Below are 13,259 nucleotides of genomic sequence, written 5' to 3'. Positions count from 1 at the left end.
CCGCCCCAGCGTTGGTCGAGCCTGTCGAGTCCCATCTCGACAGGCTCGACCTCGGTTATCCACAGCACCCACTTTCCGGATTCCGCCGGTCGGGCTAGCGTCATTCTCGGCTGTTGCGGATACGCAACGGTGGGGCGTGAGCGGCAGGGGGACGCGGATGGATGGCGCGGCGATGCGTATTGCAGGGCTGGCCTTGGCGGCTGGCCTGGCCTTGTCCGCTTGCACGGGTGCAGCCCCAGATCCTGAGGTGGCCACCAGCCCGACCGGTGATCCGACGCCGACGGCGTCTGCGAGCCCGTCCCCGTCCCCGTCTGTGCCGACCAAGCCGGAGCGCCCGAAAGCGATGGAGCGCGAAGACGCGAAGGGTGCCGCTGCTGCGGCGGAGTACTTCATCGAGCTCTACCCGTACGTGATGGCGACGGGGGATACCGAGGAGTTCGAGGCAATGTCGCACCGGGCTTGTGGATTCTGCGAACAGGCGCTGAGAGATACAGGTCGGATACAGGCTCGTGACCAGGGTTTCGTGGGCGGAACAACTGAGGTCAAGGTTCTCGACCAGTACGTTCGTGACGACTTGACGGGAATCTATCCGCTAGACGTCGAGGTGAGCCAGGATGCGTCTACGACGCTAGATCCGGCGGGCTCCGTAGTTGCTTCTGCCGAATCACAGACCTCAGTGCACCGCATTGAGATGGGCCGTAAGGATGATCGCTGGGTCGTCGTTGCAATCGCACCGAGGCCCGAATCGTGAGTGCCGCAACTGCAATGACTGTAGTAGTCGCCTTAACCTTGGCCGCGGTTGTCCAGCCCGAAGAGCAGCCGACCTTCAGCGGCACCTCGGAGCACGATCAGATTTCGGTTGAAGCGATCGCCCCATCATGGGATCTAAACCTCCAGGTCGGGAAGGGCCGTAGCGGAAGACTGGTCCCAGATGCCCCGCCCGTCCGCCAATGGCGTGTCACGCCCGCCATGTGTTTCCTCCGCGACCTCGGAGGTGCCACCGCGTTCGCCGAATCCTGCGACGAGGGCCACCAGCTCGCTTACGCCGGGATTGAGTGCGAGGCCGACGAACAGGCGGTCGGCGCCCTGTTCGAGCAGCGACGTGAGGCGGACGGCTGGTCAGATGCCGCACTCGTCGAGGACGAGTCCTGCCTGGCCGAACGCCGCCAGCAGGTCGATATCCCGGCCGCTGCGGCGAGGGCGTTCCGGGAGATGCAGATCGCACCGTCCGAGGTGAACGTGCAGCCACCGGACGGCTGGACCCTCGTCAACGTCGACACGATCGCCTTCACCGAGAGCCAACCCCGCACAATGAGCACCAGTTTGTTCGGCATACCCGTGGAAATCCGGGCGGTACCGAGCAACTACTCGTGGGACTTCGGCGACGGATCGACCCCACTGGTGACCAGCGACCCCGGCGCGCCTTACCCGGCGCATACGGTCGCCCACGCCTACGCGGAGACGGGCGAGGCGATCATCTCCCTCACCACCACGTGGCACGGACAGTTCCGATTGGCTGGCGAACCGACCTGGTATGACGTGGCGGGAGAGGGGACGACCGTGTCGTCGTCGGACAGTTTGGAGATCCTTGAGGCAAGGGCGCGACTGGTGGAAGACCTGTACGGCGGCTGACGCTCAGCGCGAACCTACAAGGTCGTAGCGAGTAGTCAGGGTGTCGAGGACCGGGATCCGGTCGTGTCGAGACAGCGGTCGATGAGCGCGGTGAGCTCCACCGACAGCGGGAGCTCAGCCTGTTCGGCGGCGCCAACGCCGTCGTAGAGCGTGATGGCGACGGGCCCAGGCTGCTGGTCAGCTGCAGCATCGGTACAGAGCAGGACGCCAACTGTGGGGCCGTGAACTTCAGGCACGCGAACCAGGTCATCCACCAGGTCGAGCGCGTAGCGGGCCCGCGCGACAAGCGCAGGATCGAACCGGCCGGCCTGGACCTGAATCGCGATGTAGCGCATCTGGGTCACGTGGAAGAGCAGCAGATCGACCGTGTAGTCCCGGTCATCCTCCGTGAGGCTCACGTGGCGGTCGACCAGGCACATGTGACGCTCCGGGGTGGCCAGCAGGTCCTCAAGGTGATCCACGACGATTCCGGTGAACGAACGTCGGATCGAGTCGACGAGCTCGCCCACTACGTCCTCGAACCCTTCAGGCCGGAAGTCTTCGGTGCGCTGGAAGAAGCTCATGGCTCGATCGCCTCGATCTCGTCCTCGCGATCGGGACGGCGCTTGGCATCGGTGCTGGTGAAATCGCTCATAGCCCAAGCCTGTAGAGGCATTACAGCATCCGCCACCCGAGTTGCATATGTGCAACGAAACCGTAGGAGCAGGAGCCGGGGAAGCGGCGCCTCATGGCGAGTTGCTGGCCTGTCCATGTCCTACGTTGGCTGGATGTTGTGAATTATCACAGAAGCACCTTGCCGGGAAGGTGGATGTAGCGCACCCTTGCTACGGCCGTGTTCACTGAGTTCTGCCCGAAGTTGAGGGAGTCGCCGGATGGTCTCGTCCGCCATCACGCCTACGCGCACCATCGCCATCCTCATCGGAGTCGCAGTCATTGCGGTAGCCGGGTTCGCGGTCGTGCGCTCGGGAGTGTTCGAGCCGGAGACGATCCAAGGTGCGATCCCTGGCCCGGGCTCGTCATCGCCCTCGGTCTCGGCGTCACGGAGCCCGTCGGCATCGCCATCCCCGACGCCGACGGCCGCACCCGAGCCGACGACGCCCGCTCAGATCAAGGCGAAGAACATCGCAGACGCGAAGGCGCGTCTCGTGGAGTACTACGAGACGACGGCAGCCGTGGCGAACAACGGGTACCAGGACTGGGATTCGGAGCTTAGGCCTTTTTGGGGACACCCAGCGCTTCGCGCTTCGCTCCGAGGGGTGTACTCAGAATCGGCAGAGACTGGGGACTACACGACGGGTGCAGCATCGGTCGAGACGATGAGCGTGACCGACTACAGGACATCTGATGTCGGGAACGAAGAGGTGCACCTAAACGCCTGCGTTGACTTTGGTGATGTTCGTACCTTTGCAGAGGATGGCGAGGAAATTCCGCGTGCGGCAGGTGCTCCCAAGCGCTATCAGTTCGACTATGTGATGCGCCACCAGGGACCTGAAAGTTACTGGACGGTCAACGAACAGACACCCCATCCGGAGCAGGCATGTTGACCTCGAAGCCGACCCAGGTGGTCCTACGAGCCTTGGCTGCGTCAATGGCCGTACTGGCGGCCTTGCTTATCATGCTCGTACCGGCTCCGATGGCTTCCGCCGATGAATGCACACCAACGACGTCACCAGATGGAGTCGTGATTCCGTGCGTAGGGGACGGTAGCGGTGGTGATGACGGAGGCGATACCGACGGTGGGGACGGTGGTCCGCAGGTATGCCGTGACCTGAGTGAGATAGTGCCCTGTAGTAATGAGTACGGGGGATGGAACGGCGATTGCTATGTACGCAACGCGAGCCCGCAACCTCCCGCAGGCGACCCGGCGTGGGAAGGACACGAACCGGGGGACGGGGTCGTACTCGAGTGCACCTCGCCCGACTGTGCAGAAGCGGGTGGTGATGTGACAACTTGCGAGGGTCACTCGTATCACTGGTCTGCTGATCCAGTTGCGGCAGTTGGCCCCACCGCCGAAGAGCTAGCCCAGGACATCGTGGCAGCGATGATGCTTTCCACCGGCCAGCCCGGTTCCACCCCACCATCGTCGAACGGTGCGTCTAGTTCGGTCGGAGCCATCGGACTTCCCATATGGCTCTGGATCGCCAATCCCGCGCCGAACACGACTGGCCCAATCGACAGATCCTCTCCGCCCGGGTTGGGCCTCAGAGTCACGGCGAGAGGCACGCTCGACCGTGTCGAGTGGACATTGACCACTGAGAACGGCGCCACTGTCGGTGCAATTTCGTGTGACGGACCCAATGCAGCAGGCACGACTTACGACGGCCGTAACAGCGCGGAGCCGTCGCCCACCTGTGGATTCGGTGCCGATCTGAACAACAGTGCGGGCAACCTGACCCTAACTGGAACGTCGCACTGGATCGTCGATTGGGAGAGCACCAATGGGGAGTCTGGCCAGATTCTCTTCGCGTCCGAACCCAACAGCACCCAGATCCAGATCGGCGAACTCCAGGCGATCGTGCGGAACTGATCGGCCTGCGCCCTCCACTGCGGCGCAACGTTCGATCTCGAATCCGATGCGGCGACGCGCAGACTTCGTGTGACCATCGGTGTCCATGCCGTTCGAGTTCGAGACGACCAGTGGGGCACGCCCCAGATCGATACGGTCGGGCAGTTCGGCTGAAGGTCATGAGCTCGATATGGCTGGGAGAGCGATACTTCGTATGCCGAGCACTGCTCGGCATGGTGGAGCCTGTCGAAAGTGGTTTCGAAAGGCAAGCCACCGATCCCCGACAGAGGATGGAGCCCATGGCGACCACGAGAACCATCATCCGCGGCATCGGCCAGGTGGCGCTCGGCGCCCTCCTTCTGACGGCCGGCGTCGGACACCTCACCAAGGCGCGCAAGGAGTTCCAAGCTCAGGTTCCGACCTGGGTGCCCGTCGATCCCGACACTGTCGTGGTCGGATCGGGGATTGTCGAGATCAGCCTCGGTGCCGCGCTGGTGGCCACCTGGAAGCAGCCCCTCCGACGTCGACTCGGGGCGTTGGTGGCCGCGTTCTTCGTCGCGGTGTTCCCTGGGAACATCGCTCAGCTCGTGGAGCGTCGGGACGGGTTCGGCCTCGACACGGATCGCAAGCGCGCGCTCCGGCTCATCGGGCAGCCGGTTCTGGTCGCGTGGGCGTTGGCTGCGACCCGCAGATAGGTCTCGGCAGGTTCGCCCGGCGGATGCCCACATGCTCAATGGGCATCCGAACCGGGAGCGGCTTTCACGCCCCGTCGAGCATCCCAAGCCCGCTTGCAAACCTAGTTAGTTCGAATGTCGAGTCGGTGACCAAGGAGGCACCAGAGGCCTCGGCCTCCCGGACGCGGGTGGCACGGCCTGCTTGGCTGAAACTTGTGTACAGCACAAAAGGCGTGACCGGGTCGCCCGTCCGGACCTTGAGTAGCAATTGGAGCCCGGCGTCTGGCACGTCTTCTCCGGACTCGCGGCGGCCCATGTCGGAGATGATCAGCCCGTATTTGTGATGCTCAAGGAGGTACAACGCCGCGCTGGTCGAGCGTGCGATATCAACTTGAGCGCCATCGCGCCGCCACGACTCCGCGAGGATCGCGTTGTTCTCAGGATGGTCGTCGACCCAGAGGATCGAGCGAGGGGGAGTAATACGCCTCTCCTGCTCCTCCAACATCCACGAGGTGTCGACTGGCTCCCGCGTTGGACCTTCGAGTTCCTCGGCAGCGTCCGCCTCCGGATTCGGTAAGACGTAGCCCGGCGGGGTTCGCTCCCCTGCTTGGGGCGTGCTTCCCCCGGGAACACTGGCCGCGTGGTCCAGCCGTCGCTTCAGCGAGGCCACCTCGCGCTGCAGGTCGGTGATCATGTCCGACTGCTGGTCGGTCGCCTGCTTGAAGTTGAGCTTCTGTCCGCCGATCTCGAGCGTCACGTCGTCGGAGTTTCTCAGCTTCGACAGGAGCTGCCGTCCGAAGACCAGCAGCACGACGATCACGAGCAGGGGCCACAGGAGGGCGGCGATAGCGCTGATCAGGTCGGCCACGGGGTAAAGGTACCGGTCAGAGGATGATGGGACAGGACGAACGCCCGCCACCACAGACGATGGAGGCCCATCGGTGACCGAGTCTCTCGATCGTGTCCGCGAGATCTGCCTCGCTCTTCCCGAGGCGACCGAGAAACTGAGCCACGGCTCGCCAACGTGGTTCGTGAAGAAGACCTTTGTGAGTTTCTCCGATCACGGGCACGGCGGTCCGCTCGCGATCTGGTGTGCGGCCGCGCCTGGTGCGCAGGAAGAAGCGATAGAGAAGGAACCGGACCGGTTCTACCGGCCGCCGTACGTCGGGGTGCGTGGGTGGTTAGGAGTGCGGCTCGACATCGACGTCGACTGGGAGGAGATCGCAGCGATCGTCGAGGATGCGTATCGGCAGGTTGCGCCTCGGCGGTTGGTGGCGGAGCTGGACGAGGGATAAGGGCTCGACCATCAGATGGTGGCCAGCTCGAGCAGGGTCAAGCCTCCAGCAGGCCCCGGATCTCTTCCGGGCCCAGCGAGCCCGCGAACGCCCCGGCATCATCGCTCAGCACCGCATCAAAGAGCCGGGCCTTGCGCGCCTTGAGCGCCATCACCTTGTCCTCGATGGTGTTCTCCGAGACCATCCGGAACACCATCACGTTCCGCGTCTGCCCGATCCGGTGCGTCCGGTCGATCGCCTGCGCCTCCGTCGCCGGGTTCCACCAGGGGTCCAGCAGATAGACGTAGTCGGCCTCGGTGAGGTTGAGCCCGAATCCGCCTGCCTTGAGGCTGATCAGGAACACGGGAGCGGTGCCGTCCTTGAAGCGGTTGATCACCTCGGCGCGCTTGCGGGTGGAGCCGTCGAGGTACTCATAGGGGATCCCCAGCGACGTGCACACCTCCGCCGCCTTGGCCAGGAACGACGTGAACTGCGAGAACACCAGGGCGCGGTGTCCTTCGGCGGCGACCTCCGCGAGCTGGTCCGCGAGCAGGCTCAGCTTGGCGGACGGGACACCCTCGTACTCCGGGTCCACCAGCGAGGCGTCCAACGCCATGCGGCGCAGCGTCGTCAGGGCGCGGAAGACCGCTACCCGGTTCTCGTCGAAACTCTCGAGCAGCCCCAGCAGCCGCGACCGTTCGCGCTGCAGGTGCGTGTCGTAGATCCGGCGGTGCTTCGGGTCCAGCGTCACGCGGAGCACCTGCTCCTGCCGCTCGGGCAGCTCGGGCGCCACCTGCTCCTTGGTGCGGCGCAGCAGCAGCGGCCGGATCCGACGGCGGAGCCGGGCCAGCAGCGGCGTCGAGTCGCCCTCACCCGTGATCGGCTTGACGTAGTCCTCGCGGAACTTGGTCGGTGACCCGTACAGTCCCGGCGCTACTATCGCGAGCAGGGCCCACAGCTCCATGAGGTTGTTCTCCATGGGCGTGCCGGTGATCGCCAGCTTGAACGGCGCCTTGAGGCGACGGGCGGACTCGTTGGCGCGCGTCTGGTGGTTCTTGGCGAACTGCGCCTCGTCCAGGATCAGTCCGCTCCACCCGACGTCGGCGAACGCCTCGAAGTCCAGGCGGAAGATCGCGTACGACGTCACGACGATGTCGGCGTCCGCGGCCACCTGGGCGACGGTGGTCCGTGCCTTCGCGGCGGTGGTCGACAGCATCGCCACCTTGAGGTCCGGCGTGAACTTGGCGGCCTCGGCAGCCCAGTTGCTCACCACCGACGCCGGCGCGACGACCAGGAACGGTGCGCCGTCGGCGGGCCGCTCCTGCCTGGCCTGGGCGACGAAGGCGAGCGTCTGCACGGTCTTGCCGAGGCCCATGTCGTCGGCGAGGATCCCGCCGAGCCCGTGCCGCCAGAGGAAGGTGAGCCACTCGAAACCGTGCTGCTGGTACGGCCGCAGATCGGCCTTGAGCCCGACGGGCGGCGGTACCGGTTCGGGCCCGTCGACGCCGTCGGCCGTCAGCGACACCAGGTCGCTCACCGAGCGGCGCCACCGGTCGGACTGCTCGACGATGTCGGCCACCTGCTCCAGCTCTGCCCACAGGCCCGCGTTGAACCGGCTGATCCGCAGCTTGCCCGGCTGGTCGGAGAGTCGCTGCGCCTCCTCGATCAGTGCCCGGAGCTGCGCGAACACGGGTAGGTCTGTCCGCAGCCAGGTGCCGTCGGTGAGCATGAACCGCTTCTTGCCCCGAGCGAGCGCATCGAACACCGGGCCGAACGGGATCTCGCGCCCGTTGATCGTGACCATGACACCCAGGTCGAACCAGTCCAGGTCGGTGCTGTCGTCCGCACGCATGCTGACCACTGGCGTCGCCTCGAGGCCTTGGTACTCGGGCAGCTTCTCGCTCTCCACGCGCACGTCCGACTGCTCCTTGAGCACGGGCAGCACTGTGGTGGCGAAGTCCATCGCCGCCAGCCCGCGGAACACCTCGGGCGCCACCCGGAAGTGACCGAAGCCCGGCACCTCGCGTACGGCGGCGATCACCCTGCCCAGGGTCGTGGCCTCCGCCGCGAGATCACGCAGGTCCGCACCCGCTTCCATGGCGGTGGTCAGCGGATATTCCTTGTCCGACGGCGGGTACGCCCACCGCCACGCCACGCTGATCTCCGCCGGCGAGACCGCCTTGACGGTGGCCACCAGCTCGGGCTGAGGCAGGTCCGGCAGCTCGACGTCGGGGTCGGCGTGCACCTGTACCTCCCGGCGCAGCAGCGGTAGGTAGTCCGCCAGGAACTCGTCGACCGCTTCTGCGGGAATCTTGAGATCGGCCAGATGGACCGCCGCGTGCTCCTGGTCGGTGAGGGGTGCCGTGGTCGGGCCGAGGGTGATGATGCGGCCGGAGGGGGACTCCTCGATGGCGAACAGGCCGTGCCGGCCGAGCGCGCCGACCGAGGTCGCCAGGGTGACCGCGCCGTCGAAGGCAACGGTCCGCTCGAGGCGCGCGCCGCCGTCGGGCAGGGAGAGGTCGAGGGCGATGGATGCCTCGCCGGCCAGCCGCAACGACTCCCGCTTCGACTTGCCGACGAGCTCGATGCCGAGGTCGGCGGCGTCGGCGAGGTGACGCCAGAACGGGCGGGGGAGTACGTCGTCCAGACTGATCCAGTCACCCGAGCTGATGTAGCCGTAGCCGCGCGGACTGGTGGCGCGCAGGGCGTCGAGCGTGGTGAACCATTCCCGGACGACGGGATCAAGGCCACGCAGGAACCCGTTGCGGATGTAGTTCCACGACGCGGTGCCGCCCACCCACGAGCCCTTGTCGTTGCGCTGGACCGGCCGCATCGAGAGGGAGAGGTTGTTGTCGATGGTCGTGCCGTCCACGCGGAGCTGCAGCGCCAGCACGGGCCGGGGATCGGCGGTCGACGGGTGTGCCGGCGGAGCCTCGACCGGCCCCGTCGGCACGAGCTGCTGCACTGCCGCCTTCCACTCCGGTACCTGCGGCGTGCGCTTCAGCGAGGATGCGGGCCGGACCATCGAGGCCAGGCCGTCCGACCCGGACTCGATGAGCGTTGCGACGACGTGCTTGCAGGCGGACCCGACCGGGCACGTGCAGTCCGTGCCGACGACGACGGGCGGCCCGGGGCTGTTGGTCCTGAACTGGATGGAGCAGGAGTAGGTGCTGCGGCCGCTGCCGCGCACCCAGGAGATGAGCAGGAGGTCGTCCGGCAGCCACTCCCACGAGATGACCCGGCCCTGCTTCTGGTAGTCCTCGCCCCGCAGGTATGCGCCACTGCCCACCAGGAGCTTGATCGCCGCGGGGTGGATGCGCGGGGCGGGAACGGTTGCGGGCACCCTCCATGGTTCCACGCCCGGACCACTGGTCCGCGGAGTTATCCACAGCGTGCCTTCAATGCCACGGTGTGGGTGGCCTCTGGGAGAGTGTCGCCATGCACACTCTGCCCGACGCCGGACGCCGGCCCGCCGCGCTCGGCGTCCTTCTCCTCGCGGCCGCCGTGTGGACGTCCGTCCCGATGCGCCTGCTGGTTCCCGGCAACGAGCTCGATCTCGGCTTCACGGTGGACAACGCGGTCCTCGTGATCGAGAACGCGGCGATGGCCGGAACGGTCGTGCTCGGGGTCGGAGCCGCAGCTCTTCGGGCCAGACGCGTCCTCGTCGGGGCGTTGGCGGTCGCCGGTCTGCACCTGCTGCTCCAGCTCGGCACGGCTGGGGTGCAGCTCGTGAACGGTGCCCGGCCAGAGCTGGTCCTCGGCACGCTCGTCGCGATCCTCGTCCTGACGGTGCTGCTGGTCGGGATGCTGATCGCCCTGTTCGTGCGCAAGCCAGCGACGGCGCGCCGAACCGGTCTTGCCGTGGCCCTGGCCGGGGCACTTATCCACACCCTGTGGACGAACGTGCTGCTTCCGGTGGTAGCGGCCCTGCCCTACGGCGGGCCGCCACCTGGGATGGTCGGGTCACTCGTCGTCGCGATGGCCCTCAACCTGCTGGTCGTCGCGGCGGCGGCCCTGTGCGGCTGGGCCGCGCCGATCACGCGGCGGATCGGCGCCCTGCTGGCCGCCGTGGTCGGGGTCCTGGGGATCGCGGCGGCGGCCGAGACGCTGGATGCCTTCGGTGCGGGCTACGGCACGGCGCAGTTCGTTCAGGCATTGCTGACCCTGGGGGCCGTGCCGCTCGCGGTCATCGCAGGCCGGCGGCAGGCAGCAGCCCGCCAGGCGGAGCACTGACTCGCTGCCCTACTTTGCCGTGCTCACCCGGATCTCCTCGAGTGCGACTACCTCGAGGATCTGCTTCACGATGATCGGGCCGACCGATTCCCACGAGAGCATCTCGGCGATCACCATGTAGGACAGGTCGTCCCCGGTGAAGCAGCCGCCGCGGTGCAGCGCGTTGACGAGTCGGTGCTTGGGCCAGTCGAGCTCGTCGAGGCGCTCGACCCGCCGCACTGCGGGGAAGAGCCGGCCGACGGGCAACGACTTGAGGCGGGTTACGGCGGCCTCGGCGAGGCGGGCGGTACCGATGTCGGTCTTGCTGTCGACCTGACCGACGTACCAGGCGTCGTCCTCAGCCATGACCTCGCGGAACCATGGGAACACCTCGCCCCAGGTGGGTGTCGGGGTGACGGCGGGTGCGTCGGACATGAACGAATGCCTCCAGTCCCTGTGTAGGTAAGTGCGTCAATCCTTGCACCGTTCGGCCGGCAAAACAGGCACGATCGGCTCTAGAGACCGGACCTCATCCACTAATTCACCCGTCCAGCGGTTGCCGAGGAAGGGAAGCCGTGCGAGAGCCGCGCATGCCGAACACGATCGCGGTTGCCAGGTACCCGAGAGAGAGGGCGACGAAGAGCCCGGGCGACCATCCGGCGTCCGGCACGAGGAAGGCGGCGAGGGCTGCCGCACCCACGAAGGCCGCGTTGTAGAGGACGTCGTAGAAGGCGAACGCGCGGCCGCGGTAGGCGTCCTCGGAGTCGCGCTGCACGATCGTGTCCACCGCGATCTTCGCGCCCTGCGCGGCGAGCCCGAGCAGTCCGGCGGCGGTGACCACGCCGACGAAGCCGGGCTCGGGCACGAGGATCAGCTGCGACATCCCGGCCACCACCAGCATCACGGCGATCCAGGACTGCGGGGCCATCCGCCGGGCCAGCACAGCCGTGAGCAGGATCGCGAGCCCGCCGCCGACGCCCGTCGCACCGATCACCGTGGCGAAGGTGGTCAGACCGGCTGTGCGGTCGCCCGGCTCGGCCAGGAGGTTGCGCGACATCAGGATCGCCGCGATGAACACCACCCCGTACAGGAAGCGGTGCAGCGCCATCACCAGCAGCGCCTGGCCGGGGGTGCGGCGTGCGGCGAGGTAGCGGGCGCCGTCGACCAGGCCGCTCGCCACTGCCGCCAGCTCGTTCCGGATCGAGCCGACGGCGGGCTGCAGCGGTCCCAGCAGCGTGCGGGACATCCGCAGCCCGAGCAGCGAGGCACAACCCATGACGACGCAGGCGCAGGTCAGGGCCGCCGCGTCCTGGATGCGTCCGGTCGGCACGGCCAGGCCGAGTACAAAGCCGATGCCGCCTCCAAGGAACGCGGCGCCCGCACCGAGCGTCGGCGTCAGTGCGTTCGCCGTGAGCAGCAGTTCGCCCTGGACCACGCGAGGCAGGCCCGCCGAGAGGCCGGCAAGAAGGAACCGGTTGACGCTCAGGGCGGCGAGTCCCAGGACGTAGATCGCGGGCGTGACGCCCTGCGTGAGCATCAGCACCGCCATCGTGCCGGTGATCAGCACGCGGACGGCGTTGCCGTACACCAGCACCTGCCGCCGCTGCCACCGGTCCAGGAACACGCCGGCGAACGGGCCCACGATCGTGAACGGCGCCAGCATGATCGCGAACGCGCCCGCGATAGCGGCCGCCGACCCCTGCGACGCCGGGCTGAAGAACAGCAGGTTGGCGAGGCCCACCTGGAACATGCCGTCGCCGGCCTGGGACACGAGACGCACGGTGAACAGCTTGCGGAACCCGGGCAGGCGCAGCAGCGCGCGTAGTTCGGCAAGGACGGTCACTCGCTCACACTAGTTGTCGGGCCTGCTGCGGCGACGGGGAACGGCGACGGGCGACGGCGGTGCGGGCACGGGGGAGCGTGACCAGGCCGCGGCAAGGGCGTCCCGGCGGTGATCGACCGCGAGATCGTTGTGACCCTCCAGTGCGGCCTGGTCACCTCACCCGGCGACCAGGTCTGCGGGGTCTGTTGCTCTGCGTAGACATGGTCTACGCAGAGCAACAGACCCCGCACTCGTACTAGTTCTCCCGGAGCTCTCGCTCAGCCCCGGGCGTTCACGTGGATCGCAAGCGCCCCGTACGCCGGGACCGTCGCGGTGAACCAGCCGTCAGCGTTGACGGTCCGCTTCACCGAGCAGTTCGAGGCCGCGACGACGTCGCAGTACGTCCCGGCCGGGAGCGGCGTCTGGAACGAGCGCTGCACTGCCGACGCCGTGTTGTTGAGCACCACGTATCCGCGGTTGCCGCGGCCATAGGTGACCAGGTTGCCGCCGTCGTCCCACCAGTTGGTGACCGCGGTGCCCGCCACCGCGTTGTGGAAGCCGACCATGCCGCGGATCTCGGTCCAGCGCTGCGTGCACGTCCACCGTCCGGCGCCGCAGGTCGCGTCGGGAACCGTGGTCTCGGTCGCGCCGGGTGCGCCCGAGTCGTTGTTCGAGAACTCGTACCCCGAGTACACGGTGGGCGACCCGTACGGCCAGGACAGCAGGAACGTATTGGCCAGGACGTACTTCGCGCCCCACTTGTAGCTCATCGACTCGCCGTTGCGCTCGGTGTCGTGGTTGTCCACGAACACGCCGGCCCGGCCGGACTGCAGCTTGCCGTCGCCGATGAACCGCAGGTTCTTGATCTGCCCGTCGAAGTCGTGCTTGAGCTGGCGCGCGTAGTTGAACTCGTGCGAGTCGCCGCTGCCCAGGTACTCGGACGGCTGGATCGGCTCCCCGGCGGCGCCGATCACCTCGTGCACCCAGAAGACGTTCGGGTTCCGCATCCGCGACTTGACGGCCTCCAGGTCCGACGCCGGCACGTGCTTCGATGCGTCGATCCGGAACCCGTCGACGCCGAGCGAGACCAGGTCGTCGAAGTACGCGGCGAGCCTGCCGCGGACGTAGTCGGAGCCGGT

Annotated in this window: 13 protein-coding genes; 7 read left to right on the top strand and 6 right to left on the bottom strand. The window is 67.1% G+C overall.

Features of this window, described 5'->3' with window-relative positions; genetic code table 11:
• The first annotated feature begins 157 nt into the window (after window positions 1-157).
• Window positions 158-751 (top strand): DUF6318 family protein, encoded by a 594-nt coding sequence (locus AB0F70_RS11910; protein WP_357448075.1) that lies wholly within the window; start codon window positions 158-160, stop codon window positions 749-751.
• Between the two features lie 38 nt (window positions 752-789).
• Complete coding sequence (locus AB0F70_RS11905; protein ID WP_357448073.1) at window positions 790-1,632, top strand: hypothetical protein; 843 nt, start codon at window positions 790-792, stop codon at window positions 1,630-1,632.
• Between the two features lie 35 nt (window positions 1,633-1,667).
• Here the strand turns inward: AB0F70_RS11905 and AB0F70_RS11900 are convergent, their stop codons facing one another.
• Window positions 1,668-2,141 (bottom strand): PDDEXK nuclease domain-containing protein, encoded by a 474-nt coding sequence (locus AB0F70_RS11900; protein ID WP_357448071.1) that lies wholly within the window; start codon window positions 2,139-2,141, stop codon window positions 1,668-1,670.
• 363 nt (window positions 2,142-2,504) lie between these two features.
• Between AB0F70_RS11900 and AB0F70_RS11895 the strand changes: the two genes are divergently transcribed.
• The 3 genes from AB0F70_RS11895 to AB0F70_RS11885 all read left to right on the top strand — a co-directional run bounded on the left by AB0F70_RS11895 (window position 2,505) and on the right by AB0F70_RS11885 (window position 4,833).
• Window positions 2,505-3,176, top strand: a complete 672-nt coding sequence (locus AB0F70_RS11895; RefSeq protein WP_357448069.1) for a hypothetical protein — start codon at window positions 2,505-2,507, stop codon at window positions 3,174-3,176.
• A 497-nt stretch (window positions 3,177-3,673) separates the two neighbouring features.
• On the top strand, window positions 3,674-4,159 hold the full coding sequence (locus AB0F70_RS11890) for a hypothetical protein (protein WP_357448067.1): 486 nt from the start codon (window positions 3,674-3,676) through the stop codon (window positions 4,157-4,159).
• A gap of 278 nt (window positions 4,160-4,437) precedes the next feature.
• Complete coding sequence (locus AB0F70_RS11885; RefSeq protein WP_357448065.1) at window positions 4,438-4,833, top strand: MauE/DoxX family redox-associated membrane protein; 396 nt, start codon at window positions 4,438-4,440, stop codon at window positions 4,831-4,833.
• Between the two features lie 64 nt (window positions 4,834-4,897).
• Here the strand turns inward: AB0F70_RS11885 and AB0F70_RS11880 are convergent, their stop codons facing one another.
• Window positions 4,898-5,680 carry a response regulator gene (locus AB0F70_RS11880; RefSeq protein ID WP_357448063.1) on the bottom strand — a complete coding sequence of 261 codons (783 nt, stop codon included), beginning with the start codon at window positions 5,678-5,680 and terminating at the stop codon, window positions 4,898-4,900.
• Window positions 5,681-5,753: 73 nt separating this feature from the next.
• Between AB0F70_RS11880 and AB0F70_RS11875 the strand changes: the two genes are divergently transcribed.
• The gene (locus tag AB0F70_RS11875) at window positions 5,754-6,107 is read left to right on the top strand and encodes an MmcQ/YjbR family DNA-binding protein (RefSeq protein ID WP_357448061.1); all 354 of its coding nucleotides are present in this window, start codon (window positions 5,754-5,756) and stop codon (window positions 6,105-6,107) included.
• 37 nt (window positions 6,108-6,144) lie between these two features.
• Here the strand turns inward: AB0F70_RS11875 and AB0F70_RS11870 are convergent, their stop codons facing one another.
• The gene (locus AB0F70_RS11870; RefSeq protein ID WP_357448059.1) at window positions 6,145-9,429 is read right to left on the bottom strand and encodes a DEAD/DEAH box helicase; all 3,285 of its coding nucleotides are present in this window, start codon (window positions 9,427-9,429) and stop codon (window positions 6,145-6,147) included.
• A 95-nt stretch (window positions 9,430-9,524) separates the two neighbouring features.
• On the opposite strand from AB0F70_RS11870, the gene AB0F70_RS11865 reads away from it, so the two are divergent.
• On the top strand, window positions 9,525-10,319 hold the full coding sequence (locus AB0F70_RS11865) for a hypothetical protein (RefSeq protein ID WP_357448057.1): 795 nt from the start codon (window positions 9,525-9,527) through the stop codon (window positions 10,317-10,319).
• Window positions 10,320-10,328: 9 nt separating this feature from the next.
• Here AB0F70_RS11865 and AB0F70_RS11860 read toward each other — a convergent pair whose 3' ends face one another.
• The 3 genes from AB0F70_RS11860 to AB0F70_RS11850 all read right to left on the bottom strand — a co-directional run.
• Complete coding sequence (locus tag AB0F70_RS11860; protein WP_357448055.1) at window positions 10,329-10,733, bottom strand: hypothetical protein; 405 nt, start codon at window positions 10,731-10,733, stop codon at window positions 10,329-10,331.
• A 106-nt stretch (window positions 10,734-10,839) separates the two neighbouring features.
• Complete coding sequence (locus tag AB0F70_RS11855; protein WP_357448053.1) at window positions 10,840-12,141, bottom strand: MFS transporter; 1,302 nt, start codon at window positions 12,139-12,141, stop codon at window positions 10,840-10,842.
• 257 nt (window positions 12,142-12,398) lie between these two features.
• A partial coding sequence (locus AB0F70_RS11850) for an alpha amylase C-terminal domain-containing protein (RefSeq protein WP_357448051.1) occupies window positions 12,399-13,259 on the bottom strand: 861 nt, incomplete at its 5' end.

This window comes from Promicromonospora sp. NPDC023805 (assembly GCF_040639635.1).
Lineage (GTDB): Bacteria > Actinomycetota > Actinomycetes > Actinomycetales > Cellulomonadaceae > Promicromonospora.
Note: the sequence above shows the minus strand (reverse complement) of the source record. Positions and strands in the feature narration are given on the sequence as shown.